Origin of the sequence: Acidovorax soli (assembly GCF_900107605.1) — a bacterium.
Lineage (GTDB): Bacteria > Pseudomonadota > Gammaproteobacteria > Burkholderiales > Burkholderiaceae_C > Acidovorax > Acidovorax soli.
In genome coordinates, this window is sequence record NZ_FNQJ01000029.1 from 1 (window position 1) to 24,715 (window position 24,715).

The following is a 24,715-nucleotide window of genomic DNA, read 5'->3' on the forward strand; positions in this document are numbered from 1 at the left end:
AGGCTCACTACTTCGTGCTCCCGCCTCGACGACCTGATCGAAGCTTCCCGCGCGAGGTCAAGCGATCGACACGCAGCAAGTACCCACCAAAAAAAATGCCAGTCAGGGCTTAACTGACTGGCATTGGGCCGATGGCCCCTTTGTTGTCAGCAGCAAGGTATCCGCCTTACTTCGCCGTCGGCATCACAAACTCGGCGCCCTTGGGTGTGCTCTCGGGCCAGCGCTGCATGATGCTCTTTTGCTTGGTGTAGAAGCGCACGCCTTCTTCGCCATAGGCGTGCATGTCGCCAAACAGGCTGCGCTTCCAGCCGCCAAAGCCGTGCCAGGCCATGGGCACCGGGATGGGCACGTTGATACCGACCATGCCGGCCTGGATGCGGCGACCGAACTCGCGGGCCACGTTGCCGTCGCGCGTGAAGCAGGCCACGCCATTGCCGAATTCATGGTCGTTGACCAGCTGCACTGCCTCGCCAAAATCCTTGGCGCGCACCACCGCCAGCACGGGGCCGAAGATTTCTTCCTTGTAGATGCGCATCTCGGGCGTGACGTGGTCGAACAGCGTGCCGCCCAGCCAGAAGCCGCCTTCGCAGCCTGCGCCCGCCTGCTTGCCGTCGAAACCGCGGCCATCCACCAGCAATTGCGCGCCTTCCTTCACGCCCAGGTCGATATAACCCGAGATGCGTTCGTGGGCGGCACGGGTGACGATGGGCCCCATCTCGGCCGCCAGATTGGTGCCGTTGAGCACCTTGAGCGCCTTGGTGCGCTCGATGAGCTTGGGCACCAGCTTGTCGGCGGCGTCCCCCACCAGCACGGCCACGCTGATGGCCATGCAACGCTCGCCGGCCGATCCGTAGCCCGCGCCGATGAGGGCGTCCACGGCCTGGTCGATGTCGGCGTCGGGCATCACGACCATGTGGTTCTTGGCACCACCCAGTGCCTGCACGCGCTTGCCGTGGCGGGCGCCGGTTTCGTAGATATAGTTGGCGATGGGGGTCGAGCCGACGAAGCTGATTGCCTTGACATCGGGGTGTTCGATCAGCGCGTCCACCGCCTCCTTGTCGCCCTGCACCACGTTGAACACGCCATCGGGCAGCCCCGCCTGCTGGAACAGGTCGGCCATCATCAGCGAGGCCGTGGGATCGGTCGGGCTGGGCTTGAGCACGAAGGTATTGCCCGCCGCAATGGCCACCGGGAACATCCACATGGGCACCATCACCGGGAAGTTGAATGGCGTGATGCCCGCCACCACCCCCAGGGGCTGGCGCAGCGTCCAGTTGTCGATGCCCGTGCTCACCTGGTCGGTGAAATCGCCCTTGAGCAGCTGCGGGATGCCGCAGGCAAACTCGATGATATCGATGCCGCGCGCCACCTCGCCCTGTGCGTCGGTGAACACCTTGCCATGCTCGGCCGTGATGGCACGGGCCAGCGCATCCTTGTTCTGGTTGACCAGCTCCAGAAACTTGAACAGCACGCGCGCACGGCGGATGGGCGGTGTGTCGGCCCAGGCCGGAAAGGCCGCCTGCGCGGCAGCCACGGCCGCCTCCACGTCCGCGCGGTGGGCCAGCGCCACGCGGCCGGTCACTGCACCCGTGGCGGGATTGGTCACGTCCTGGCTGCGGGTGCTGGCGCCGGCGACGCGCGCGCCCTGGATGTAATGGCCGATGTGGATGGGCTGGGCGGCGGTGGTCATGCAAACCTCTTTCAAAAACAGTGGAACGTGGCCTGCAGTCTAGAAGCCGCCCCCTGCCCTGCCAAGACCGCAGTCGTGAAATGATTGTTCACATTGGTGAACAATAGCGGCATGAAATCGACAGACCACACCAAGCCCGAAGCCCTCTGGTCCCACCTGCACTGGCTGGTGGTATTGGGCGAACAAGGCAGCTACACCGGCGCGGCAGCGCGGCTGGGCGTGAGCAAGGCCGCCATGAGCCAGCACATCGCCGAGCTGGAGCGCGCCGCGGGCGTGCCGCTCGTGCGGCGCACCACCCGCAGCGTGGGCCTGACCGAGGCGGGGCGGCAACTGGTGGACGACACGCGCGGCGCCTTCGAGCGCATCGCCGAGAGTTTTGCCGGCGTGCGCGACCGCGCCGGAGTGCCCCAGGGCCGCCTGCGCGTGACCGCCCCGGTGGCGCTGGCGCGTCAGCAACTGGTGCCGCGGCTACCCACGTTCCTGCGCGCCTACCCCGAGGTGCGGCTGGAGCTGGACTTGTCGGACAACCTGCGCTCGCTGACCCTCGAAGGGCTGGATCTGGCCATCCGCCACACCGCCGTGGCCCCCGACACCCACGTGGCTTGGCTGCTGTGCACCACGCGGTCGGTGCTGGTGGCCAACCGCGCCTACCTGCGCCGCGCTGGCACGCCCTGTGCGCCCGACGACCTGCGCCAGCACGACTGTCTGCACTATCCCCGCACCCAGGAAGCCCCGGCATGGACCTTCGAGCCCCAGGTGCCTGGAGCTTCGCCGCGCGTGACCGTGCCCGTGACCGGCCCACTGGCCGCCAGCAACAGCGAGGCCTTGCGCGATGCCGCGCTGGCAGGGCTGGGCATCGCGCTGGTGCCCGACTTCAGCGCCCAGGCCGCGCTGCAGGCGGGCAAGCTCGTCGAGGTGTTGCCGGATTGGCGCCCCGTGGGCACCTTCAGCGAGACGATCCATGCCATCCGCCCCTATTCGGCCCATGTGCCGCGCGCGGTGTCGGTTTTCGTGGAATGGCTGCGCGAGGCCTTTGCGCCGGGCTTTGGGGCCTGACGCAATAATGGTTTGACACGCTTTGCGCCGATCGAATCCACCCCGGAGAAACGCAGCCATGCACCCCGTCACACCCCTGCAACCGCACCCCCTGTTCAACACCGCAGCCACCCGGCGCATGGAACGGCAGGCCGCCGCAGCCTTGCCGCCCCACGCCCTCATGCAGCGCGCCGGCCTGGCCGTGGCACGGCTGGCACGCGCGCTGGCACCCCATACCCGCACGGTGTGGATTGCCTGCGGCCCCGGCAACAACGGCGGCGACGGGCTGGAAGCGGCCATGCATTTGCAGCGCGATGGGCGGCGGGTGGTGGTGACCTGGCTGGGCAGCCCGGAACACGCGCCCGCCGATGCCCGCCAGTCGTGGCAGCGTGCGCAGGCGGCAGGCGTTGCATGGGCCGACGAAGCACCCACCGACATGACGGCTTCGGACCTGTGCATCGATGCCCTGCTGGGGATTGGCGTCACATCGATCCCCTCCGCTGCCCCGCGCGAGCCCAACAGCAGGATGCTGGCCACGCTGACCGCCCTGCACTACAGCCCGGCGCCCGTGCTCGCCGTCGATCTGCCCTCGGGCCTCGATGCCGACACCGGCCAGTTTGCTGCGGGTTTCAGTGCCCCGGCGTCAGACACCCGTTCGCACCGACAGGCACGCCACACGCTCAGCCTGCTGACGCTCAAGCCCGGTCTGTTCACGGCCTCGGGGCGAGATGCTGCCGGCAAGGTGTGGCTGGATGATCTGGGGCTGCCCGCAGCCCAAGAGGCCCCCAGCGCATGGTTGGCCGGCCCCGTCCTGCCCGCGCCGCGCAGCCACGCCAGCCACAAGGGCAGCTACGGCGATGTGGCCGTGGTGGGCGGCGAGGGCCTGGCGGCGCGCGGCCTGGGCATGACGGGCGCGGCGCTGCTGGCAGCATCGGCCGCATTGCATGCCGGCGCGGGCCGGGTGCTGGTGGCCCTGCTCGACGATGGCCGGATGGCGCTGGATGGGGTGCAGCCCGAACTGATGTTTCGCCGCTTTGACGCATTGGCACTGGAAGAGCTCATGGTGGTATGTGGTTGCGGCGGCGGCGAGGCCGTGCGCACGGTACTGCCCACCGTGCTGGCGCAGGCCGCCCGGCTGGTGCTGGACGCCGACGCGCTCAACGCCCTGGCCGCTGATGCCGCGCTGCGCTCCCTGGTGGTCAACCGCAGCGTGCGCGGGCTGCCCACAGTGCTCACGCCCCACCCCCTCGAAGCGGCACGCCTGCTGGGCCTGTCTGCTGCTGAGGTGCAGGCCGACCGGCTGCGCGCAGCCCAGCAACTGGCACAGCAGTTGCACTGCATCGTGATCCTCAAGGGGTCCGGCACGGTGATCGCAGCACCGGGGCAAGCCCCAGCCATCAACCCCACTGGCAACGCCCGGCTTGCCACCGCTGGCACCGGCGATGTGCTGGCGGGCATGGTGGGCGCTGGTCTGGCAGGCGGCAGGGCCACGGGGGCCGATGCCCTGCGTGCCGCCACGGAGGCTGTGTACCTGCACGGCCTTGCCGCCGACCGCTGGCCTGCCGAAGGCACATTGACGGCCGGCGCACTGGCGCGTCACATCGGAAATTATTAACAAAATAGCTGCTTGCGCCTGATCCACAAGCGCAAGCAGCTATCAATACAAGAGCAAATCATTCCCTGCAAGCGCGCCGCAGGCGGCTCAACTGCGGCGCGGCTTGCGGCTCTTGCTTTTGCCCGCCTTGCCATTCGCGGCCGCCTTCTTGGCCGATGCCTTGGCTGCACCGGCAGGCGAGCGCGCCGCCTGCTCACGCGTCAGACCGGCGCGCTCGGTGGCCGAGGGGTCCGGCGCCTGGACGCGCTTGCGCCCGCCCGAACGCCCCACCTTGCGGGCCGCGGATTCTGGGGCCACGCCCTTGTCCTTGAGCGCACGGCCGATCAGTTCCTCGCCCTCGCGGATCAGGCGGAAGTCGATCTTGCGCCCATCGAGGTCCACACGGCTGACCTGCACCCGCACCCGCGTGCCAATGGAATAGCGGATGCCCGTTCGTTCACCGCGCAGTTCCTGGCGCGCTTCGTCGAACTTGAAATACTCGCCCCCCAGTTCGGTGATGTGCACCAGGCCTTCCACATACATCGCATCCAGCGTCACGAAGATGCCGAAGCTCGTGGCCGCACTGACCACACCGCTGTATTCCTCGCCCAGGTGCTCGCGCATGTATTTGCACTTGAGCCAGGCCTCGACATCGCGGCTGGCCTCGTCGGCGCGGCGCTCGTTGGCGCTGCAATGCAGGCCGGCGGCCTCCCAGGCCTGCGTTTCACGGCTGGGGGGCGCCAGCTCTTTACGCGGCTTGGTACCGGGCGCTGCCACGCGGGCCGCCAGGCGCTTGGCCAGCTTGGCGTGCGCCTCGCCGGGTGTGGGCAGCGCGGGTAGCTTGTATTTGCTCTTGCCCAGAATGGCCTTGATGACACGGTGCACCAGCAGGTCGGGGTAGCGCCGAATGGGGCTGGTGAAGTGCGTGTAGGCCTCGAAGGCCAGACCGAAGTGCCCGCTGTTGATGGGGGTGTAGATGGCCTGCTGCATCGACCGCAGCAGCATGGTGTGGATCTGCTGCGCGTCGGGCCGGTCTTTGGTGGCCTCGGCAATCGCCTGGAACTCCGACGGATGGGGGTTGTCACCGATCGTCATGCCCACCGCCATCGCCTTGAGGTAGCCCCGCAGGATTTCCTGCTTCTCGGGCGTAGGCCCTTCGTGCACCCGGAACAGGCCGGGCTGGCCGCCCTGCGCAATGAAGTCGGCACTGCACACATTGGCGGCCAGCATGGCTTCTTCGATCAGCTTGTGGGCGTCGTTGCGGGTGCGCGGCACGATCTTTTCGATGCGGCCGTTCTCGTCGCAGATGATCTGCGTTTCGGTGGTTTCAAAGTCCACCGCGCCGCGCTGCTGGCGTGCGATGAGCAAGGCCCGGTACACGTCGTGCAGGTTGAGCAGGTCTTTCACCCGGTCCTTGCGCTTGCCCGCTTCGGGTCCGCGGGTGTTCGCCAGAATGGCAGCGACTTCGGTGTAGGTGAAGCGCGCGTGGCTGTACATCACGGCCGGGTAGAACTGGTAGGCATGCACCTCGCCCTTGGCGGTGACCAGCATGTCGCACACCATGCACAGGCGCTCGACCTCGGGGTTGAGCGAGCACAGGCCATTGCTGAGTTTTTCGGGCAGCATGGGGATCACGCGGCGCGGAAAGTACACGCTGGTGGCGCGGTCGTAGGCGTCGATGTCGATGGCGCTGCCGGTCTCCACATAGTGGCTCACGTCGGCAATGGCCACCAGCAGGCGCCAGCCCTTGCCGCGCCCCACCTTGGCGGGCTCGCAATAGACGGCATCGTCGAAGTCGCGCGCATCTTCGCCGTCGATGGTGACCAGGGGCACATCGGTCAGATCGACCCGCTGCTTCTTGTCCTGCGCACGCACCTTGTCGGGCAGCTCTTTGGCCTGCGCCAGGCATTCGGCCGAGAACTCGTGCGGCACGCCATATTTGCGCACCGCGATTTCAATCTCCATGCCCGGGTCGTCCACCTCGCCCAGCACTTCGGTGATGCGCCCCACGGGCTGGCCAAACAGCGCCGGGGGTTCGGTCAACTCGACCACCACCACCTGCCCCGGCTTGGCCGCGCCGGTGGCCCCCTTGGGAATCAGCACATCCTGCCCGTAGCGCTTGTCTTCCGGGGCCACCAGCCAGACACCGCTTTCCTGGAGCAAGCGGCCGATCAGGGGCTGCGGCGGACGCTCGATGATCTCCACCACGCGCCCCTCGGGGCGGCCCCGGCGGTCCTGGCGCACGATGCGCACGCGCACCCGGTCCTTGTGCAGGACGGCGCGCATTTCATTGGGGGGGATGTAGATGTCGCCTTCGCCATCATCGCGAATAACGAAACCATGGCCATCACGGTGCCCCTGCACGCTGCCTTCAATCTCGTCCGACAGATGTGCAGCGGATGCGTCGGGGGTGATTTTTTTGATATACAATCTTAGACTTTCCTGAAATGCCCAGGTGGCGGAATTGGTAGACGCACTAGTTTCAGGTACTAGCGAGTAACATCGTGGAGGTTCGAGTCCTCTCCTGGGCACCAAGTTTAACGAGAACCGGTTACGGTTTTCAGAATATTGAAGCCGCTGTATCTACAGCGGCTTTTTTATTTGCCAAGAGCTTCCCCATCACTTCCTGTTGGCGCGTGATTGCGCGCTCTCCACAAAATTTGCCAGCGATTCGCCGAAAGCCCGAAAAACTTGTTCTATAATTCAAAGCTGATCTGAAAGCCCAGGTGGCGGAATTGGTAGACGCACTAGTTTCAGGTACTAGCGAGTAACATCGTGGAGGTTCGAGTCCTCTCCTGGGCACCAATACATTCAAAGGCCGTTGCAACTGCAACGGCCTTTTTGTTTTCCGGTCCTGTGCCCGAATGAAAACCCGGTGGTGCATTCCATCCGCACTGGAACCTAAAGGTCGGGAATCAGCCGCTTGCCCAGGCTGAGGGCATCATCCCGGGCATAGCCCAGCTTTTCATAGAACGCCATGACCTGCACATTGGCGGTACGCACCAGCACATGGACCTTGGGGCAACCCATGGCCAGCAATTGCTGCTCGACCCGCTCCATGAGGCTGCGGCCAATGGCCAGCCGCTGGCGCCCCGGCGCCACCGCCAGGTAATACACCGAACCGCGATGGCCGTCATACCCCGCCATGGCGGTTCCGACGAGCACATTCTCACCATCCAGCCCCCGTGCCATGGCCACCAGAAAAAGCCCGGGCTGCACGGTCTGCTTGCGCGCAATGTCCTTGTGGGGATCATTCCAGGGGCGCAGCAAACCGCAGTCGTGCCAGAGCGCCACCGCTGCCGCTTCGTCCTCCATTTCAAAAGGACGTATCTGGAAGGCAGTGGTCACGGGGTCACTTGCGCAGCAGGATTTTCAGCACGTTCTGCAGGCGACGCGCACTGGCAGCATTGTTGGCGCTGGCCAGGACACGCGCAGCATCTTGCCCCCAGGTCTGGGCCGGCGCCGGATCGTTGCGGCGCGTGAGCAGCTGCAATTGCAGCATCCGGCGCGCACCGATATGTTCCGCCGGCGTTGGCGCCTCGGCCGCCATCTCCAGCCGGAGCAAGGCCTCGGCAGCATCGCCGGCCGCAGGGGCGGACAACGCCTGCGACCAGGCAGCACGCACGCCGGCCGTGACCCGGCCACCCAAATCCTGCGTGCTCGGCAACAGCGCCGCATCGCGCTTTTCCCAGGCCGTCAGCAGCTGCGTCAGCGCTTCACCATGGGCCTGTGCAGCCAGCTTCTTGAGTGCCAGCTGGGCGTGCTCCATCGCTTCACGCTGGGCGCGGAAAGCCGTGTCACCCAGGCGCGGCCCACGCTCTTCATATGCAGGACGATCACCAAAGCGGCCGCCACGGTCATTGCGATCGCCAAAATGGCTGTCGGCACGCGGACCGCGGCCGCCATCGCGATCAGCGCGGCCCTCACGGCGATCACCCGGACGCCCGCCCCGGCCTGGCGCTGCGGGCGCATCCTTCTTCATGCCAGGACGGTCATCGCCACGCACCGCCACCACCGGGCGTGCGGCCGGCTTGGGAACGACAGGGGCAGCCGCAGGCGCAGGCACTTCTTCAGCACCTTCTGCCGCGCCCTCTGCGGCTGCATTTTCAGTCGCTGCTTGCGCAGATGGGGGGGATGCTTCAAGCTGGTTCTGTGCATCTTTCTGCGCCGAAGCCACCACCTGTGCCGCCTGGGCCTGTCCGTGCAGCGCGGCCTCCAGCGCCTGCATGGCGGTGCGAATCTGCTGCGCATCGCCCGTGGCATTGGCGGTTTCCAGCGCCTTGGAGGCCTCCAGCACCACCCGGTCGCGGGCGCTCAGTTCGGTGACCGCCTTCTCCCGGTCTGCCGACTTGCGGTTGAAGGCTTCATCAATGGGCTTTCGGAAGGCATCCCACAGCTTTTGCTCATGCTTGCGGTCCAGCGGCACGGCCTGGGCCTCGGCCTGCCAGCGCTGCTGCAAGGCCTTCACGGCATCAATGCGCAGCGTGGGCGCAGCGCCCAGCGCCACCGCTTCATCAATCATCGCGTGGCGCCGGGCCAGGCTGTCTTTTTGCGCGTTTTCCAGCGGCGCGGCAGCCGCACTGATGGCCTGCTTCCACAGCGGCTGCAGTTCGGCAAACAGCTTTTCACCCACATGCCCGCCCTCGCGCCAACGGTCGCCAAACTGGTGCAGCGCGCGGTTGATGGCCTTCCAGTCACCGGAGGCGGCATGCTCCTGCGCCCACGCCTTGACCTCTTCGATGAGAGCCAGGCGCTGGGCCTTGTGTTCGGCCGCCTCGGTGCGAATCTTGTCCAGCCATGCCTCGACCACCTTGTGCGCGGCATTGCACGCCTCGTCAAACTTCTTCCACAGGCCGTGGTTGGGCGCTCCGCCCTGGTCCGACTGCTTCCACTGCTCGCGCAACTGGCGCAATGTTTCCTGCATCTTGCGGCCACCCAAGGCCTGGCCCTCGGGACGCTGGAGCAGCGCCTGCGCCTTGGCCACCAGCTCTTCGCGCACCTGGTCTGCGCTCCATCGCTGCCAGCCTTCGAGCTCACCGGCAGCCACCAGCGCGGCATGCACCTGGTGCTCCAACGGGGTGTCGATGTGCTTGCCATGCACTTTCAGCACCGCACGCAGCGCAGCAGCGGCGCCCGCACTGGCTTTGCCATGTCCTTCGGCGGTTTCCTTCTCCAGGGTGGCCAGCGCTTCGCGCACCGCCTGCATGGCCTGCTCCTGCACCTGCGGGTCCACCTTGGGGCGCGCCGCGCGGGCCGGCTTGGCCGCTGCGGCAGCGGCCGCCTCCACGGGCAAGCCACGGGCAGCACGCAACTCGTCGGCCCACACGGGAACGGGAGGCAACGGGGCAGCTGCGTCTGCAGCAGCCGCAGCGGCTTGCGCCACGGCCGGCTGGAAGGCATCCCACACGACCAGCAGCTGCGTGCGCGAGGCCTCCAGCAGGGGCGGAAAGCGCGCCTCCACGCTGACCCAGCTGGCGTCTCCGGTCAGTTCCTGGGCCTGCTCCTGCCAGCGCGCAACGTCGGCACGCAGCAATTCGAGCGCAGCCTGGGCATCTTTCCAGGATTTGGTGGATAACACTTCGATGCGCTGGGCGAGCAACACGGCGGCTTCCCGCTGCACCTGCACGCGGTGCTGCAGGTCTTCGATCACTTTCACCCGCTCGGCCACCTGCACCTTGAGCAGCGACAGAGGTTCGCGCGACAAAGGTGCACCGGCCTTGGCCGCATCGCGCTGCCACGCCAGGGCGTCGGCAATATTGAGCTTGGGAGCGGCCAGCAATGCCTGGGCCTTCTCGGCCCATTCAGCCGCAATGACCTCCTGGCCCTTGGCGCGGCGGATTTCATCCAGCCGTTCACGCACCGCGCGGGCGGCGCCCTTGTCACGCCCGCTCAGCTCCTTGAAGACCTCCTGCAGTTGCTCGGGCGCCGGCTGGGAAGCGAGCCAGTCACGGATGCGGGAAGCCCGCTCACTGGACGTGGCGGCCGAAAAAGCGCCGCCAGTCAGTGCATCCAGTGGATGCGACTCTTGGGTTTTGGCCGGGGCCGGGTTCACTTCAGGTGCGTCGGACATTTTGCTGCGAGAAAAAAAAGGAAACATGGATCCAATGGATAACGAAAACCGGACAGGCTGCGGTGGAAAGCTGGCCGCTGGGGCCCTGTGCAATGCGTGCCTGCAGGTGAGAAGACTATTTTCACCGGGTTCCAGCAAAAGACCACACCACGGTCCTGGGCCACGCATCAAGCAATGATCTGACGCAAGCCGGTCAGGCCAGCGGACGCAGACAGGTCGGTTGATGGACTTCATCTCCCGGTACAACGGAATGCACCCAGGAAAACTGCCCCATTATCTATATATATGTGCAACCAACGAACAGGCCAGCGTGCCCCGTCAGCCGCCCGCGGCCTTCAGGGCCGCACGCTGAACGATGCACCAACAAGAAAGCCCGGAAAACAGGCCGCATGGCCTGCCCACCGGGCTTGACGGCTGACGCAACGGTCTTTGCCATCGTTTCGCAATCTGGAGATGAAGATCCACATTGCGAGGAGGCAAGGGATTGCCTCCAAGGTTTGCCATAAAAGCAGCATCTGCTGCACCTGGGCACTGCATGCCTTCGGCGGGAGACTTTGCCTTGTCTGGCGATGCCTGAAATCCACAGGCAGCGCCACCTTACCAAATTCGCGGGACCGACTCAAATCGCATTCTCAATGGGTCGTGCGAACACGATTGAATCTGACACACGGTCGTCACAGAATGCGTTTCAACATTTCCTTGAAATGGGCAAAAATCAACCTATTACTGTGATTTTTTACAGTTTTTTTATAACAAATTAGTATTTAAAACAAATTTGTTAGTATTGACTTGGCATTTAGTGAACTTCTAGAATCCGCCAGCCCCCAAAAAGGCTGGTAAAAACCCCAACCCGCTGCCGAACCCGGCTAAGTCAGTTCCTCGCTTCGCCTTATGAACGAAGCACGAAATTGATGGCGTACCAATCCAGGTGAGTGACTGAACCGATGCTGTCGTTGACTGCGGCATCGTCTGCAGAGCTCGCCTCAGAAAGGAAGAGCTATGACAGCGTCAGGAAAAATTGTCTCCGGTGTGCGAACCTTCGTGACCGATGTGACCGAAGGTTTCCTTGAGATCACCCACAACAGTTTTGCCCTCATCGGGCTGGCCGTTGCCTTTGTCGTCCTTACCCTTACCGCCCGCCCGGACTTGCGCCAGGCAGGCGAGGAGCAGCTGAGAGACTGGCTGCAGTCCCGTCAGGTGGCCCTGCTGGACATGCCGGTCGAGCTGGATGCCAGCGAGCGCGCCACCGCCACCAATCCCAAGGATCTGCCCAAAGAGCAGGCCGCGGTGGCTTACTGGCTGAGCAAGAAGTACCGCGTCGCGCCAGAACCCCTGAGCGCGCTGGTGGCCGAAGCCTATGAAACCGGCGCCCGCACCAAGATCGATCCGACCCTGATCCTGGCCATCATGGCCATCGAGTCGAGCTTCAACCCGTTTGCCCAGAGCGCTGTGGGCGCCCAGGGCCTGATGCAGGTCATGACGCGGGTCCACACCGACAAGTACGAGAACTTCGGTGGCCATTTCGCGGCGTTCGATCCGGTCACCAACCTGCGCGTGGGTGTGAAGGTGCTGCAGGAATGCATAGCGCGGGCCGGATCGGTGGAAGGCGGACTGCGCTACTACGTGGGCGCGGCCAATCTGCCGGATGACGGTGGCTACGCCGCCAAGGTGCTGGCCGAGCATTTCCGCTTGCGCCAGGTCGCTGGTGGACGTTCTGCCCCCATGAATCCACCCGCCACCCTGTCAACCCAGGCCCCGACCCGTACCGTTCCCGTCACTGCGCCCGCCGCTGCGCCCGAAACCGCCGGCGACAAGCTCGCACTGCTGTAAGGCCCTGGAACCCCGGGCGACCAGAGCAGGCGCCAGGTGCTGGTCGGCTACACTAGCGACGTACGCGACTGGCGATAGGCGCGGCTTCCCACAGGAGGCCGCCGCTGACGTGGAAACCGGCAAGGACATGCCCCTTGCGAACCACTAGGGAGCGTGCCGCAAAGGCTCAGAACCTTCTGCGTTCCGCCGTTCGCCTGGGCAGCCCCTGTTTCAAGGGACACAAGTTCATAGGACTGCCAATACCATGTACGACCGCAAAACTCTTGTCGAGCAAACCGATCCCGAACTCTTTGCCGCCATCCAGGCCGAAAACAAGCGCCAGGAAGAGCACATCGAGCTGATCGCCAGTGAAAACTATGCCTCACCCGCCGTCATGTGGGCACAGGGCACGCAGCTGACCAATAAATACGCCGAAGGCTACCCCGGCAAGCGCTACTACGGTGGCTGCGAGCATGTGGACGTGGCCGAGCAATTGGCCATTGACCGCGTCAAGCAGATCTTCGGCGCCGAGGCCGCCAACGTGCAGCCGCACTGCGGCGCCTCGGCCAACGAAGCCGTGTTCCTGGCCTTCCTCAAGCCCGGCGACACCATCATGGGCATGAGCCTGGCCGAAGGCGGCCACCTGACGCACGGCATGCCGCTGAACATGTCGGGCAAGTGGTTCAACGTGGTCTCCTACGGCCTGGATGCCAACGAAGCCATCGACTACGACGCGATGGAGAAGAAGGCCCACGAAACCAAGCCCAAGCTCATCATCGCCGGTGCCTCGGCCTACAGCCTGCACATCGACTTCGCGCGCTTTGCCAAGGTGGCCAAGGACGTGGGCGCGATCTTCATGGTGGACATGGCCCACTATGCCGGCCTGATCGCCGCCGGCGTGTACCCCAACCCCGTGCCGCACGCCGACGTGGTCACCTCCACTACGCACAAGAGCCTGCGCGGCCCGCGTGGCGGCATCATCCTGATGAAGGCCCAGCACGAGAAGGCCATCAACAGCGCCATCTTCCCTGGCCTGCAAGGCGGCCCGCTGATGCATGTGATCGCGGCCAAGGCCGTGGCTTTCAAGGAAGCACTGCAGCCCGAATTCAAGGCCTACCAGGAACAGGTCGCCAAGAACGCCAAGGTGGTAGCCGAGACGCTGACCGCACGCGGCCTGCGCATCGTCTCCGGCGGCACGCAGAGCCATGTGATGCTGGTGGACCTGCGCGCCAAAGGCATCACCGGCAAGGAAGCCGAGGCCGTGCTGGGCGCCGCCCACATGACCATCAACAAGAACGCCATCCCCAACGACCCTGAAAAGCCGATGGTGACCAGCGGCGTGCGCATTGGCACCCCCGCCATGACCACGCGCGGTTTCAAGGAAGAAGAAGCCCGCATCACAGCCAACCTGATTGCCGACGTGCTGGACAACCCGCGCGACGAAGCCAACATCGCCGCCGTGCGCGCCAAGGTCAACGCGCTGACGGCCCGCTTCCCGGTCTACGGTTAAGTCCGGCGCGCTGCTCCGATGAAGTGCCCCTTCTGCAGCCACCAGGAAACCCAGGTCGTCGAGACCCGGGTGTCGGAAGACGGGGACTTCATTCGCCGCAGGCGCCAGTGCGGCGCCTGTGACAAGCGCTTCACCACCTACGAGCGGCCGGAAGTGAACTTCCCGGCCATCGTCAAGAAGGATGGCCGCCGCATCGAGTACGAGCGCGGCAAGCTGCTCGCCTCGTTCAACCTGGCCCTGCGCAAGCGGCCCGTGAGCACCACCCAAATCGACAGCGCCATCGAGCGCATCGAGGAAAAGCTGCTCAACCTGGGGCAGCGCGAAGTGCTTTCCAGCCGCATCGGCGAACTGGTCATGCGCGAATTGAAGAAACTCGACAAGGTGGCCTACATCCGTTTTGCCAGCGTGTACCGCAGCTTCGAGGACATCGACGACTTCCGCGCGATGGTCGATGAGGTGCGCAAGTAAATTGCGCCAGATTGAGAGCGTTTGGGCCCAAAGCGCTTCTGTACCAGGCGCCACCAGCCATCACTTAAATAGCAAGCCGTGGATCGATGGCACCACCACGGGGCCATGGGTGCGAAAATAGGCCTCCAGCGCGCCCAGATCCTGGCCACCACTCCACAGGGCTGGCGCCTGCGCGAACACCGTGAAATTGTCACCGCCACCGGCCAGATAGTTGCTGAGGGCGACGCGCACGGTGGCCGCATCGGCCAGGGGCTGGCCATGCAGCAACATGCGGCTGATGCGCGCACCGGCCGGCTGCGAGAGATCATAGGTATAGGCAAAACCGGCGCCAGTGCGGCACAGCCCGCCAGCAGGCCCGCCGCCATGGCCATCACCGCGCGGAAGCGGTGTAGCCATCGCCGCATCGCGGGCATGCGGGTTTAGAGCAACGCCGCCCGGATGGGCGGCACGCTGGCCACCACATCGGCGCACTGGGCGCGATGGCGCAGGGCGTGGTCCATCACCACCAGGGCCAGCAGCGCCTCGGCAATGGGCGCGGCGCGGATGCCCACGCAGGGGTCGTGGCGGCCCTTGGTGATGACTTCGGCGCTGTGGCCGTGGATGTCGATCGACTCACGCGGGCTGATGATGGAGCTGGTGGGCTTGATGGCGATGCTCACTTCCAGGTCCTGCCCGGTGCTGATGCCCCCGAGCACGCCGCCGGCGTTGTTGCTGCGAAAGCCCTCTGGACTCATGGAATCGCCATGCGTGGTGCCGCGCTGGGCCACGCTGGCAAAGCCGGCACCGATCTCCACGCCCTTGACTGCGTTGAGCCCCATCATGGCGTAGGCGATGTCAGCGTCGAGCTTGTCGAACAGGGGCTCGCCCAGGCCCACCGGCACGCCCGTGGCCTGCACGCGGATGCGGGCACCGCAGGAATCGCCCGCCTTGCGCAAGGCGTCCATGTAGTCCTCCAGCTGCGCCACCTCGGCCACCGGTGCAAAGAAGGGGTTGCCAGGCACATGGTCCCAGCTTTCGAACGGGATGGGCAGCTCACCGAGCTGCGTCATGCAGGCGCGAAACTGCACACCATATTGCTGGGCCAGCCACTTCTTGGCCACCGCGCCGGCCGCCACCGTGGGCGCCGTGAGGCGGGCTGACGAGCGGCCACCACCACGCGGATCACGGATGCCGTATTTGTGCCAGTAGGTGTAGTCGGCATGGCCGGGGCGAAAGCTCTCGGCGATGTTGCTGTAGTCCTTGCTGCGCTGGTCGGTGTTGCGGATCAGCAGAGCAATGGGCGTGCCGGTGGTCTTGCCCTCGTACACGCCCGAGAGGATTTCGACCGCATCGGGCTCGTTGCGCTGCGTGACGTGGCGGCTGGTGCCGGGGCGGCGCCGGTCCAGATCGGCCTGGATGTCGGCTTCGGAGAGCGACATGCCGGGCGGGCAGCCGTCGATCACGCAGCCAATGGCCGGGCCGTGGGATTCACCAAAATTGGTGACTGCGAATAGGGTGCCGAAGGTGTTGCCGCTCATGGCGCTGGATTATCCCAGAGCCCGGCACTTGCCCCGCAATGCAGGCGGCAAAACCATCGATCCCAAAAAAAAGCTGCAGCCGCTTTACCATCAAGCGCTGCAGCCCTTTTCGACCAAAGAAATGACTCAGGCCGCCGGACGCGTGTCTTCATCCGGCCAGTCGCGGATGTAGGCCTTGAGCATTTTGTTCTCGAAGTTCTGGGCGTCCACCACGGCCTTGGCCACGTCATAAAAACTGATCACGCCCATGAGCATCCTGCGGTCCATCACCGGCATGTAGCGCGCGTGGCGGTCGAGCATCATGCGGCGCACCTCATCCATGTCGGTTTCGAGCGTGCAGGTCAGGGGGTGGTCGTCCATGGCCGAACGCACCAGCATGCTGCCGATGCTGCCGCCGTTGCGCACCATGGCCTGGATCACTTCGCGAAAGGTGAGCATGCCCACCAGGTCGCCCAGCTCCATCACCACCAGCGAACCTATGTCTTTTTCCGCCATCACGCTCAAGGCGACGGCAATGGTTTCGTCCGGTGTCACGGTGTAGAGGGTGTTTCCCTTGACGCGAAGGATGTCGCTGACTTTCATGGTGTGCTCTCCGAGGGCGCGCTGGGCGCAACAGGCTGGTTCTCGGCAAATATAGCCCACAATGCCCGGCTGACCCGACAACCCTGGAGACACAAGATGCCCGGTTACTCCGACCCCGGCTTTGACACGCTGGCGCTGCATGCAGGCGCAGCACCCGACCCCGCCACCGGCGCGCGTGCCGTGCCTATCCACCTGACCACCTCGTTTGTCTTTGAATCGAGCGACCAGGCCGCCTCGCTGTTCAACCTCGAACGCCCGGGCCATGTGTACAGCCGCATCAGCAACCCCACCAACGCCGTGCTGGAGCAGCGCGTGGCGGCGCTGGAAGGCGGCGTGGGCTCGATCGCCGTGGCCAGCGGCCAGGCCGCGCTGCACCTGGCCGTTGCCACGCTGATGGGCGCGGGCAGCCACATCGTGGCCAGCACCGCGCTGTATGGCGGCTCGCAGAACCTGCTGCACTACACGCTGGCGCGCTTCGGCATCGAGACCACCTTTGTGAAGCCTGGCGACATCGACGCCTGGCGCGCCGCCGTGCGGCCCAATACCAAGTTGTTTTTTGGCGAGACCGTGGGCAACCCGGGCCTGGAAGTGCTGGACATCCCCACCGTGTCTTCAATAGCCCACGAGGCCGGCGTGCCGCTGCTGGTGGACTCTACTCTCACCTCGCCCTGGCTCATCCAGCCATTCGAGCATGGCGCCGATCTGGTCTACCACTCGGCCACCAAGTTCCTCTCGGGCCACGGCACCGTCATCGGCGGCATCGTGGTGGACGGCGGCAGCTTTGACTGGGACGGCCCCAGGTCGCAGGGCAAGTTTGCCGAACTGACCCAGCCCTACGACGGCTTTCACAACATGGTGTTCACCGAGGAAAGCACCGTGGGCGCCTTCTTGCTGCGCGCGCGGCGCGAAGGCCTGCGCGACTTTGGCGCCTGCATGAGCCCGCACACGGCCTGGCTCATCCTGCAGGGCATCGAGACGCTGCCGCTGCGCATGGAGCGCCACATGCGCAACACCGAAAAGGTGGTGGAATTTCTGGCGGCACAGCCCTTTGTGGCCCGTGTGGGCCACCCCATGCTGGAGTCGCACCCCAGCCACGCGCTGGCGCAAAAGCTGCTCCCGCGCGGCGCCGGCTCGGTGTTCAGCTTCGACCTCCAGGGCAACCGCGAGCAGGGCAAGAAGTTCATCGAAACCCTCAAGGTCTTCAGCCACCTGGCCAATGTGGGCGACTGCCGCAGCCTGGTGATCCACCCGGCCAGCACCACGCATTTCCGCATGAGCGACGAGGCCCTGTCCAATGCAGGCATCAGCCAGGGCACCATCCGCCTGTCGATTGGCCTGGAAGACGCCGACGACCTGATTGACGATCTCAAGCGCGCCCTCAAGGCCGCCGAGAAAGCGGGGGCCTGACCATGCATATCCCAATCAACGGCGCCCCGATTTATTGCTACACCGGCGGCAAAGCCTTCGATGCGGCCAAGCCCACGGTGGTCTTCATCCACGGCGTGCTCAACGACCACAGCGTGTGGGCCCTGCAAAGCCGCTACATGGCCCATCACGGCTGGAACGTGCTGGCCGTGGACCTGCCCGGCCATTGCCGCAGCGGTGGCGATGCCCCGGCCAGCGTGGAGCAAGGCGCTGCCTTTGTGGCGGCGCTGCTCGACGCCCTGGGCATTGAACGCGCCGCGCTGGTGGGCCACAGCTGGGGCTCGCTGATCGCGCTGGAAGCGGCGGCCCAACTGGGCCCGCGCGTGAGCCACCTGGTGCTGGTGGGCACGGCCTACCCCATGAAGGTGTCACCCGCGCTCATCGAATCGGCGTTGAATGCGCCCGAGAAGGCGCTGCGCATGGTCAATGTGTTCTCGCGCAGCACGCTGGCACCGCCCTCTGGTGCGGGCTTCTGGGTGTTTGGCGCCGGCATGGCGCTGGGCCGCAAGGTGCTGCGCAGCAACCGCGAGGTCAACCTGTTCCACCGGGGCTTCGTGGCCTGCGACAGCTATGCCCACGGCGAGCAGGCCATGGCGCAAGTGCAGTGCCCGGTGCTGTTTGCACTGGGTGCGCAAGACCAGATGACCGCTCCCAAAGCCGCACAAGGCCTGATCGCCATGGCCCGCACCGCCGGCAAGACCGTGCAGGTGGTCAGCCTGCCCGTGGGGCACAACCAGATGACGGAGGCCCCCGACGGCACGCTGACGGCCATCCGGGATTTTTTGAACGCATGAGCATGCCGCCTGTTTGATTCCAGAACAGTTTTTTCCGCCCTGCCCCAGCGGGGATCGCGTTCAGGCGGGTCGGATATTCTGGTTGGTGCTGAACAGGTTGGCGGGGTCGTACTGGCGCTTGATCTGCGCCAGCCGCTCGTAGTTCTGGCCATAGGCCGCCTTCACCCGGTCGCTCTCATCGTCGGTCAGAAAATTGACATAAACACCGCCGCTGGCATAGGGCGCCGAGGCCTTGAAGAAGTCGCGCGCCCAGCCCATGCCGCGCGCGTCATCGGCCGAGTCGTCCCAGCGGCCGTGAACATTCATGACGAAGCGGGCATCCCGGTGGGCATAGGCGGTGGCATCGGGCGCAGGCTCGGTGGTGGCGCCGCCAATGGCACCGAAAAATATCTCGCACTGGGAGGACGGCAAGCTGGCGATGTAGTCGATGACGGCATCGAACAATCCGTCCTTGAGTTCCGAGAAATTGTGTGACTTCCAGTAGTTGCGTGCACCGGGCGTGAGCAGCGGATCAAAGGCTTTTTGCCAGGCCGCATAGGGCATCACGTCGACATGGGAGCCAGCCGGTGTGCCAAAGCGGTACAGCGGCTCGACCAGCGCTTTTCCCTGCACCGGGTCGCCGGCGTACAGCAGAGCCAGCACGACCACCTCTTTGCCGTGGACGCTTTCGGGCAGGAACGGCAGCGGCGGCGCCTTGCGCAGAACAACCCAGACCGACAATTCGTCAGGTGCCTTGTCCATGAATTCGCGGTACTGCTGCAGCACCCGTTTTGCCTCGGCAATCGGAAACACGATCAGCCCAGCCAAGAGATCCGGGCCGACGGGATGCAAGCGGAACTCGAAGCGCGTCACCACACCGAAATTGCCGCTGCCGCCGCGCAGCGCCCAGAACAGGTCTGGATGCTCGGCGGCGCTGGCGTGCAGCACCTCGCCCGCCGCCGTCACCACTTCGGCCGATTCCAGGTTGTCGATGGTCATGCCGTATTTGCGGCTGAGCCAGCCGAAGCCGCCGCCCAACGTGAGGCCGGCGACGCCGGTAGTGGAGTTGATGCCCAGCGGCGTCGCCAGACCGTGGACCTGTGTGGCGGCATCAAAATCCGCCAGTGTGGCACCGCCTTCGATGGTGATGCGGCGCGCGTCGGCATCCACCTGCGCCGCCCGCATCTCCGACAGATCGATGACGATGCCGTCGTTGCACAGCGCGCTACCGGCAATGTTGTGACCACCGCCGCGCACGGCCAGCGGCAAGCCCTGGTCGCGCGCAAAATTCACCGCATGCACCACATCCGCGGTGGTCGTGCAGCAGACGATGGCTGCAGGGTGCTTGTCGATCATCGCGTTCCAGACCTTGCGCGCGGCTTCGTAGGCATAGTCATCCGGAAGAATCACCGGACCCTGAAGCCCCTCTTTCAACGCCCGCACCTGCTGGGTTTGCAAATTTTTCATGACCTTCTCCTTCGCTGCGGCTGAATTCGCCCCTTGCACAAAGGATGGAGAAAGACCGACCGGTCGCTCCTGATCAGTTGCGTGAGAAATTTACCGCTGGTGCGGTTTAGCACTACGCCGCAGTCCTTGCAAGGCAATCCGCCATCTGGAATAAAGACTTACTTGATTTACCAGTTCCTGCTCAACAGGTTCATTGGTCATTTTTCAAAAATGCAATCTGCGAGCCAGCACCCATTGTTCAAGCGCCGCCAGCAAGGCCTGCAGAAACCCGTGAAACGGCAGCTGGATGCACCCGGCAGTGCCACGATGGGCTGGCCAGGCCGGCGCAACGACGCAGAACACCTTTACCGGACAGCCGCGCACTTCGCAGCGGAATACACGGCTCCATCGCCATCCGGCGCTTTTTCCATAAACGCTAGCAGCTATTCTTTTGGAAGCACATCCGACAGATGCAACTGCGCCAGCCCGGCGCTGCCCCACAGTGGCTCCAGGCGGTCGGTGCGGTCGAGCAGCAGGCGTTGCAGCAGGGGCTCCAGCAGGGTGGTGCCGGGGTCGGCCAGCAGCACATAGCGCGGCTCGGGGTCGTCGGCAGCGCTTTGCGCCGGGTCGCTGGTGCGCCCCACCCAGTCGAGCGCCGTCAGGGCGTCGAGCACCGGCGCAAGCTGCAGCACATCCACGCGCAGCAGTTGCGCCAGCTGGCTGGCACGCAGGCCTTTGCCGATGTGGCGGCGCGCGCGCTGCAGCTCCTGCAGCACCTCCACCGCCAGCTGAAAGGTCCAGCCCGGCACCTTGCCGCGCCGCGCCACACCGGCCAGCAGGCTGGGCAGATAGGCCACCACCACCGCCCCCAGCAGCACGATGACCCAGGCCACATAGATCCAGACCAGCAAAATGGGCAGCGTGGCAAAAGTGCCATACACCACCGAATAGGTCGGAACCTTGCCCAGGTAGATGGCCAGTACCTTCTTGGCCAGCTCGATGCACACGGCCACGAACAGGCCGCCAGCCCAGGCGTGGCGCCACTTCACGGGCGTGTTGGGAACATAGTGGTAAAGCGCCGCCATGCCGGCTGCCAGCACGAAGAACTCTATGGAGTCGAACAGCAGGCGCACGCCGTCGGGTACGGCCCGCACCAGCCCGCCCGAGGCCGACATCACATACGAGGTGAGCGCCAGGCTGGCGCCCAGCGCCACCGGCCCCAGCGTGATCGCGGCCCAATAGATCAACACCCGCTGGCCCAGCGGCCGCAGGCGCCGCACGCGCCAGATGTTGTTGAGGGTGCGGTCGATGGTCAGGATCAACGCCAGCGCCGTCACCAGCAAAATGCTGAAGCCCGCCACCCCCAGCCGGCTGGCCTGGGCCGCGAACTGCGTGAGGTAGCCCAGCACCTGGCGCGAGATGCTGTCGGGCACCAGGCTGTCCACCAGCCAGCGCTGCAGCACCTCCTGCAGCTTGCCGAAGATGGGAAACGCCGTGAACACGGCCAGCGCCACCGTCACAAACGGCACCAGGGCCAGCACGGTGGTGAACGTAAGGCTGCTGGCGGTCAGGCCCAGGCGGTCTTCACGAAAGCGCTCGCGCAGCGTCTGGGCGGTGGTTTTCCAGGGAAAGTGCGACAGCTCGGTCAGCAGCGCCTGCAGGCGCTGGACCACGGTCTGTGGGGTCAAGGACATGGCCGATATGATCCTGGGGCCGCCAGGTGGATGAGAAAACGCTGCATGGACGCTGCCGATTTGTGCTGGGATCGAGCGTGCATTGTGGCCCCAACCGTCTGGCTTGAGCGCAATCCGCGCCGCCCCATCCCGACCACCTATTCCATGAATTCATCCCGCCCCTCTCCTGACAACGCCGTTGCCGCCACCCGCTGGCTCGCCGCGGGCAGCCTGCTGGCGCTGATCGCCCTGTGCCTGGCCTGGGAGCTGGTACTGGCCCCGCTGCGTCCCGGCGGCTCGTGGCTGGCGCTCAAGGCGCTGCCGCTGTGCATTCCGCTGGCCGGCATCCTCAAGAACCGCATGTACACCTACCGCTGGGTCAGCCTGGTGATCTGGCTGTATTTCATCGAAGGCGTGGTACGCGCCTGGGGCGACGCCCGCCCCGGCTCCTGGCTGGCGATGGGCGAGATCGTGCTGTGCGTGGTGCTGTTCACGGCCTGCACGCTGCATATACGGCTGCGCCAGCGCAACGCCCGGGCCCAGGCCAACGCCGACCCGGCAGCCCTCGCGCCTTGATAACTCCCTCACTGCACCCCTCACTGTTCCATTGAAAGAGCCATCTCCATGTCCACCCTGCTCGACACCTTGCGGCGCATTGTGGGTGCCGCCCATGTTCTGACCGACGGCGACCTGAGCGCCTGGGAACAAGACTGGCGCCGCCGCGAGCGCGGCAAGGCGCTGGCCGTGGTGCGCCCGGGCAGCACCGATGAGGTGGCGGCCGTGGTGCGCGCCTGCGCCGCCGCGGGCACCGCCATCGTGCCGCAGGGCGGCAACACCGGCCTGGCCGTGGGCTCGACGCCTGATCTGTCGGGCACCCAGGTGGTGCTGAGCCTCACCCGCATGAACGCCGTGCGCGACCTCGACAAGGACAATCTAACCCTCACGGTGGAGGCCGGCTGCATCCTGCAGAACGTGCAGGACGCGGCCGACAAGGCGGGACTTTTATTCCCCCTGTCGCTGGCGGCCGAGGGCAGTTGCACCATTGGCGGCAACCTGGGCACCAATGCCGGCGGCACGCAGGTGGTGCGCTACGGCAACGCCCGCGACCTGTGCCTGGGCCTGGAAGTGGTCACACCCCAGGGCGAGGTGTGGAACGGCCTCAAGGGCTTGCGCAAGGACAACACGGGCTACGACCTGCGCAACCTGTTTGTTGGCAGCGAAGGCACGCTGGGCGTCATCACCGCCGCGACGCTCAAGCTGTATCCCAAGCCCGCAGCGCAGCTCACCGCCTGGGCCGCCGTGCCCTCGATGGAACATGCCGTGGCGCTGCTGGGCCTGGCGCACCAGTACCTCGGTGCAGGGCTCACGGGCTTCGAGGTGATGGGGCGCTTCGCCCTGGGCCTGGTGGACAAGCACATGCCGCAGCTGCGCGTGCCCTTCATCGACCAGGAAGACGTGCCCTACGGCGTGCTGCTGGAAAACTCGGACAGCGAATCCGAGGACCACGCCCGCGCGCGCTTCGAGGCGCTGCTCGAAACGGCTTTCGAGGCCGGCTGTGTGACCGACGCCGTGGTGGCCGAAAACCTCGCGCAGGCGCACAACCTGTGGCATATCCGCGAAAGCATTCCGCTGGCGCAAGCCGAAGAGGGGCTGAACATCAAGCACGACATTTCGGTGCCCATTTCGCGCATTCCGGCATTTGTCGAATACGCCGACGCGCTGATGGTGCGCGAGATCCCGGGCGTGCGCCTGGTCAACTTCGGCCACCTCGGTGACGGCAACCTGCACTACAACGTACAGGCCCCCGAGGGCGGCGACGCCAAGGCTTTCCTGCGCGAGCAGGAAGACCGGGTGAACCACCTCGTCTACGAAGCCGTGGCGCAGTTCGGTGGCTCGTTCTCGGCCGAACACGGCATTGGCGCGCTCAAGGTGGAGAAGCTGGAGAAATACCAGTCGCCCACGGCGCTGGCGATGATGCGCGCCATCAAGGCGGCGCTGGATCCGCAGGGCATCATGAACCCGGGGCGTGTACTGGGCGCCGCATGAGTCTCATCCAGGCACTGCCCTCGGGGGCACTCGACATCGTCGGCGACATCCACGGCGAAATCGATGCGCTGGAACAGTTGCTGTCCCACCTGGGCTACGACGCCCAGGGCCGGCACCCGGGTGGCCGCACACTGGTCTTTGTGGGCGACTTCTGCGACCGGGGCCCCGACAGCCCCGCCGTGCTGATGCGTGTGGCGCAGCTGATGGCCAGCGGCCGCGCGGTGGCCGTGATCGGCAACCACGAGATCAACCTGCTGCGCAACGACGCCAAGGACGGCGCCGGCTGGTACTTTGATGCGCGCCTGGCCTCCGACCACGACAAATACGCGCCCTTTGCGCGCCCCACGGCCGGCGAGCGCGCGGCCATCGTCGCCTTTTTAAGCCCCCTGCCAGTGGCGCTGGAACGGCCAGACCTGCGCATCGTGCACGCCGCATGGCTGCCAGGCCAGATCGCCGCCGCACGCCAGTTGCCGCCCGGCAGCGTCCGCAGCGAATACGACCACTGGGAAGCCGAGGTACGCCGCCAGGCCCAGGACGGCACGCTCGCCCGGCGCATGGCGGCCGAACGCCAGCAATGGCCGCACGATCTCGAAGACCCGCAGCACAAGCCGCCCTTTCTGCAGGCCCATGCCGACAACGAGCTGCTCAAGGCCATGCTCAACCCCCTGAAGGTGCTGACCTCGGGGGTCGAGCGCCAGGGCACCGATCCCTTTGTTGCCGGCGGCAAATGGCGCTTTGTCGAACGCATGGCCTGGTGGGACAGCTACACCGACGCCACCCCCGTGGTGGTGGGCCACTACTGGCGGCGCCCCGTCGTGGCCGCGCCCGAAACCCTGGGCAGCTTGACGCCCGAAGAAGCCGGCCTGTTCGGCCATATCCCGCCCTTTGCCTGGCACGGCCAGCGCCACAACGTGTTTTGCGTGGACTACTCGGTCGGCGGACGCTGGCGTGCCCGCCAGGCCGGCACGCCCCACGACCCGCAATACCGGCTGGCCGCACTGCGCTGGCCCGAGCGCACGCTGCTGTTCGAAGATGGCACAGAGGTGGGCACCACAGGGTTTGACGCCTAGACCCAGG

19 protein-coding genes, 2 tRNA genes and 1 riboswitch are annotated in these 24,715 nt (G+C 65.6%); of the genes, 12 read left to right on the forward strand and 9 right to left on the reverse strand.

The features are described 5' to 3' along the window. Positions 1–166 precede the first annotated feature (166 nt). A complete protein-coding gene (locus BLW02_RS15555; protein WP_092700004.1) occupies positions 167–1,690 on the reverse strand; it encodes a CoA-acylating methylmalonate-semialdehyde dehydrogenase in 1,524 nt (507 codons plus the stop codon). Positions 1,691–1,801: 111 nt separating this feature from the next. On the opposite strand from BLW02_RS15555, the gene BLW02_RS15560 reads away from it, so the two are divergent. Then, entirely contained in the window at positions 1,802–2,746 is a 945-nt protein-coding gene (locus BLW02_RS15560) for a LysR family transcriptional regulator (RefSeq protein WP_092700005.1), read from the forward strand. Positions 2,747–2,804: 58 nt separating this feature from the next. Continuing rightward, a complete protein-coding gene (locus BLW02_RS15565; RefSeq protein ID WP_092700007.1) occupies positions 2,805–4,340 on the forward strand; it encodes an NAD(P)H-hydrate dehydratase in 1,536 nt (511 codons plus the stop codon). 87 nt (positions 4,341–4,427) lie between these two features. Here the strand turns inward: BLW02_RS15565 and rnr are convergent, their stop codons facing one another. Beyond that, positions 4,428–6,749 (reverse strand): ribonuclease R, encoded by a 2,322-nt coding sequence (gene rnr, locus BLW02_RS15570; RefSeq protein ID WP_092700009.1) that lies wholly within the window; start codon positions 6,747–6,749, stop codon positions 4,428–4,430. A 19-nt stretch (positions 6,750–6,768) separates the two neighbouring features. Here rnr and BLW02_RS15575 point away from each other — a divergent pair. Both BLW02_RS15575 and BLW02_RS15580 read left to right on the forward strand, forming a co-directional pair. Next, positions 6,769–6,853 (forward strand) — tRNA-Leu (locus BLW02_RS15575). A 186-nt stretch (positions 6,854–7,039) separates the two neighbouring features. Further along, a tRNA-Leu gene (locus BLW02_RS15580) sits at positions 7,040–7,124 on the forward strand. 96 nt (positions 7,125–7,220) lie between these two features. Here BLW02_RS15580 and BLW02_RS15585 read toward each other — a convergent pair. Together BLW02_RS15585 and BLW02_RS15590 are read right to left on the reverse strand one after the other, a co-directional pair. After that, positions 7,221–7,667 carry a GNAT family acetyltransferase gene (locus tag BLW02_RS15585; protein WP_280140385.1) on the reverse strand — a complete coding sequence of 149 codons (447 nt, stop codon included), beginning with the start codon at positions 7,665–7,667 and terminating at the stop codon, positions 7,221–7,223. A 4-nt stretch (positions 7,668–7,671) separates the two neighbouring features. Further along, positions 7,672–10,416 carry a DUF349 domain-containing protein gene (locus tag BLW02_RS15590; protein ID WP_092700013.1) on the reverse strand — a complete coding sequence of 915 codons (2,745 nt, stop codon included), beginning with the start codon at positions 10,414–10,416 and terminating at the stop codon, positions 7,672–7,674. Between the two features lie 972 nt (positions 10,417–11,388). On the opposite strand from BLW02_RS15590, the gene BLW02_RS15595 reads away from it, so the two are divergent. From BLW02_RS15595 to nrdR, 3 genes are all read left to right on the forward strand, one after another. Next, positions 11,389–12,219, forward strand: coding sequence for a lytic transglycosylase domain-containing protein (locus tag BLW02_RS15595; RefSeq protein WP_092700015.1), 831 nt, complete (start codon positions 11,389–11,391; stop codon positions 12,217–12,219). A 54-nt stretch (positions 12,220–12,273) separates the two neighbouring features. Further along, a riboswitch (ZMP/ZTP riboswitch) is annotated at positions 12,274–12,426 on the forward strand. Positions 12,427–12,463: 37 nt separating this feature from the next. Then, positions 12,464–13,708: a serine hydroxymethyltransferase gene (gene glyA / locus BLW02_RS15600; RefSeq protein ID WP_092700017.1), complete on the forward strand. Its 1,245-nt coding sequence runs from the start codon at positions 12,464–12,466 to the stop codon at positions 13,706–13,708. 18 nt (positions 13,709–13,726) lie between these two features. Then, a complete protein-coding gene (nrdR, locus tag BLW02_RS15605; protein WP_026436839.1) occupies positions 13,727–14,176 on the forward strand; it encodes a transcriptional regulator NrdR in 450 nt (149 codons plus the stop codon). Between the two features lie 60 nt (positions 14,177–14,236). Here nrdR and BLW02_RS15610 read toward each other — a convergent pair whose 3' ends face one another. The 3 genes from BLW02_RS15610 to BLW02_RS15620 all read right to left on the reverse strand — a co-directional run bounded on the left by BLW02_RS15610 (position 14,237) and on the right by BLW02_RS15620 (position 16,275). Further along, positions 14,237–14,572 carry a 5'-nucleotidase C-terminal domain-containing protein gene (locus BLW02_RS15610; RefSeq protein WP_092700019.1) on the reverse strand — a complete coding sequence of 112 codons (336 nt, stop codon included), beginning with the start codon at positions 14,570–14,572 and terminating at the stop codon, positions 14,237–14,239. 23 nt (positions 14,573–14,595) lie between these two features. After that, the gene (gene aroC / locus BLW02_RS15615; RefSeq protein ID WP_092700021.1) at positions 14,596–15,693 is read right to left on the reverse strand and encodes a chorismate synthase; all 1,098 of its coding nucleotides are present in this window, start codon (positions 15,691–15,693) and stop codon (positions 14,596–14,598) included. A 126-nt stretch (positions 15,694–15,819) separates the two neighbouring features. After that, positions 15,820–16,275: a CBS domain-containing protein gene (locus BLW02_RS15620; RefSeq protein ID WP_092700023.1), complete on the reverse strand. Its 456-nt coding sequence runs from the start codon at positions 16,273–16,275 to the stop codon at positions 15,820–15,822. A gap of 96 nt (positions 16,276–16,371) precedes the next feature. On the opposite strand from BLW02_RS15620, the gene BLW02_RS15625 reads away from it, so the two are divergent. Further along, positions 16,372–17,682 carry an O-acetylhomoserine aminocarboxypropyltransferase gene (locus tag BLW02_RS15625; RefSeq protein WP_092700025.1) on the forward strand — a complete coding sequence of 437 codons (1,311 nt, stop codon included), beginning with the start codon at positions 16,372–16,374 and terminating at the stop codon, positions 17,680–17,682. A 2-nt stretch (positions 17,683–17,684) separates the two neighbouring features. Next, complete coding sequence (locus BLW02_RS15630) at positions 17,685–18,494, forward strand: alpha/beta fold hydrolase (RefSeq protein WP_092700027.1); 810 nt, start codon at positions 17,685–17,687, stop codon at positions 18,492–18,494. Between the two features lie 60 nt (positions 18,495–18,554). Here BLW02_RS15630 and BLW02_RS15635 read toward each other — a convergent pair whose 3' ends face one another. Both BLW02_RS15635 and BLW02_RS15640 read right to left on the reverse strand, forming a co-directional pair. Next, on the reverse strand, positions 18,555–19,940 hold the full coding sequence (locus tag BLW02_RS15635) for an FAD-binding oxidoreductase (protein WP_092700029.1): 1,386 nt from the start codon (positions 19,938–19,940) through the stop codon (positions 18,555–18,557). Positions 19,941–20,362: 422 nt separating this feature from the next. Further along, a complete protein-coding gene (locus BLW02_RS15640) occupies positions 20,363–21,613 on the reverse strand; it encodes a YihY family inner membrane protein (RefSeq protein ID WP_092700031.1) in 1,251 nt (416 codons plus the stop codon). 144 nt (positions 21,614–21,757) lie between these two features. Here BLW02_RS15640 and BLW02_RS15645 point away from each other — a divergent pair, with 144 nt between their 5' ends. The 3 genes from BLW02_RS15645 to BLW02_RS15655 are packed head-to-tail and all read left to right on the forward strand — an operon-like array spanning position 21,758 to position 24,708. Beyond that, positions 21,758–22,168 (forward strand): DUF2069 domain-containing protein, encoded by a 411-nt coding sequence (locus BLW02_RS15645; RefSeq protein WP_092700033.1) that lies wholly within the window; start codon positions 21,758–21,760, stop codon positions 22,166–22,168. Positions 22,169–22,216: 48 nt separating this feature from the next. Continuing rightward, positions 22,217–23,638, forward strand: a complete 1,422-nt coding sequence (locus BLW02_RS15650) for an FAD-binding oxidoreductase (protein WP_092700035.1) — start codon at positions 22,217–22,219, stop codon at positions 23,636–23,638. Beyond that, positions 23,635–24,708, forward strand: a complete 1,074-nt coding sequence (locus BLW02_RS15655; protein WP_092700037.1) for a metallophosphoesterase — start codon at positions 23,635–23,637, stop codon at positions 24,706–24,708. The genes BLW02_RS15650 and BLW02_RS15655 overlap by 4 nt, the downstream gene beginning before the upstream one ends. Positions 24,709–24,715: the final 7 nt, after the last annotated feature.

Excerpts from the sequence above, each read along its gene's own strand:
- BLW02_RS15555 (WP_092700004.1), bottom strand. The coding sequence starts at position 1,690 with ATGACCACCGCCGCCCAGCCCATCCACATCGGCCATTACATCCAGGGC.
- BLW02_RS15560 (WP_092700005.1), top strand. The coding sequence starts at position 1,802 with ATGAAATCGACAGACCACACCAAGCCCGAAGCCCTCTGGTCCCACCTG.
- BLW02_RS15565 (WP_092700007.1), top strand. The coding sequence starts at position 2,805 with ATGCACCCCGTCACACCCCTGCAACCGCACCCCCTGTTCAACACCGCA.
- BLW02_RS15590 (WP_092700013.1), bottom strand. The coding sequence starts at position 10,416 with ATGTTTCCTTTTTTTTCTCGCAGCAAAATGTCCGACGCACCTGAAGTG.
- BLW02_RS15595 (WP_092700015.1), top strand. The coding sequence starts at position 11,389 with ATGACAGCGTCAGGAAAAATTGTCTCCGGTGTGCGAACCTTCGTGACC.
- glyA (WP_092700017.1), top strand. The coding sequence starts at position 12,464 with ATGTACGACCGCAAAACTCTTGTCGAGCAAACCGATCCCGAACTCTTT.
- nrdR (WP_026436839.1), top strand. The coding sequence starts at position 13,727 with ATGAAGTGCCCCTTCTGCAGCCACCAGGAAACCCAGGTCGTCGAGACC.
- BLW02_RS15610 (WP_092700019.1), bottom strand. The coding sequence starts at position 14,572 with ATGGCTACACCGCTTCCGCGCGGTGATGGCCATGGCGGCGGGCCTGCT.
- aroC (WP_092700021.1), bottom strand. The coding sequence starts at position 15,693 with ATGAGCGGCAACACCTTCGGCACCCTATTCGCAGTCACCAATTTTGGT.
- BLW02_RS15620 (WP_092700023.1), bottom strand. The coding sequence starts at position 16,275 with ATGAAAGTCAGCGACATCCTTCGCGTCAAGGGAAACACCCTCTACACC.
- BLW02_RS15625 (WP_092700025.1), top strand. The coding sequence starts at position 16,372 with ATGCCCGGTTACTCCGACCCCGGCTTTGACACGCTGGCGCTGCATGCA.
- BLW02_RS15630 (WP_092700027.1), top strand. The coding sequence starts at position 17,685 with ATGCATATCCCAATCAACGGCGCCCCGATTTATTGCTACACCGGCGGC.
- BLW02_RS15635 (WP_092700029.1), bottom strand. The coding sequence starts at position 19,940 with ATGAAAAATTTGCAAACCCAGCAGGTGCGGGCGTTGAAAGAGGGGCTT.
- BLW02_RS15640 (WP_092700031.1), bottom strand. The coding sequence starts at position 21,613 with ATGTCCTTGACCCCACAGACCGTGGTCCAGCGCCTGCAGGCGCTGCTG.
- BLW02_RS15645 (WP_092700033.1), top strand. The coding sequence starts at position 21,758 with ATGAATTCATCCCGCCCCTCTCCTGACAACGCCGTTGCCGCCACCCGC.
- BLW02_RS15650 (WP_092700035.1), top strand. The coding sequence starts at position 22,217 with ATGTCCACCCTGCTCGACACCTTGCGGCGCATTGTGGGTGCCGCCCAT.
- BLW02_RS15655 (WP_092700037.1), top strand. The coding sequence starts at position 23,635 with ATGAGTCTCATCCAGGCACTGCCCTCGGGGGCACTCGACATCGTCGGC.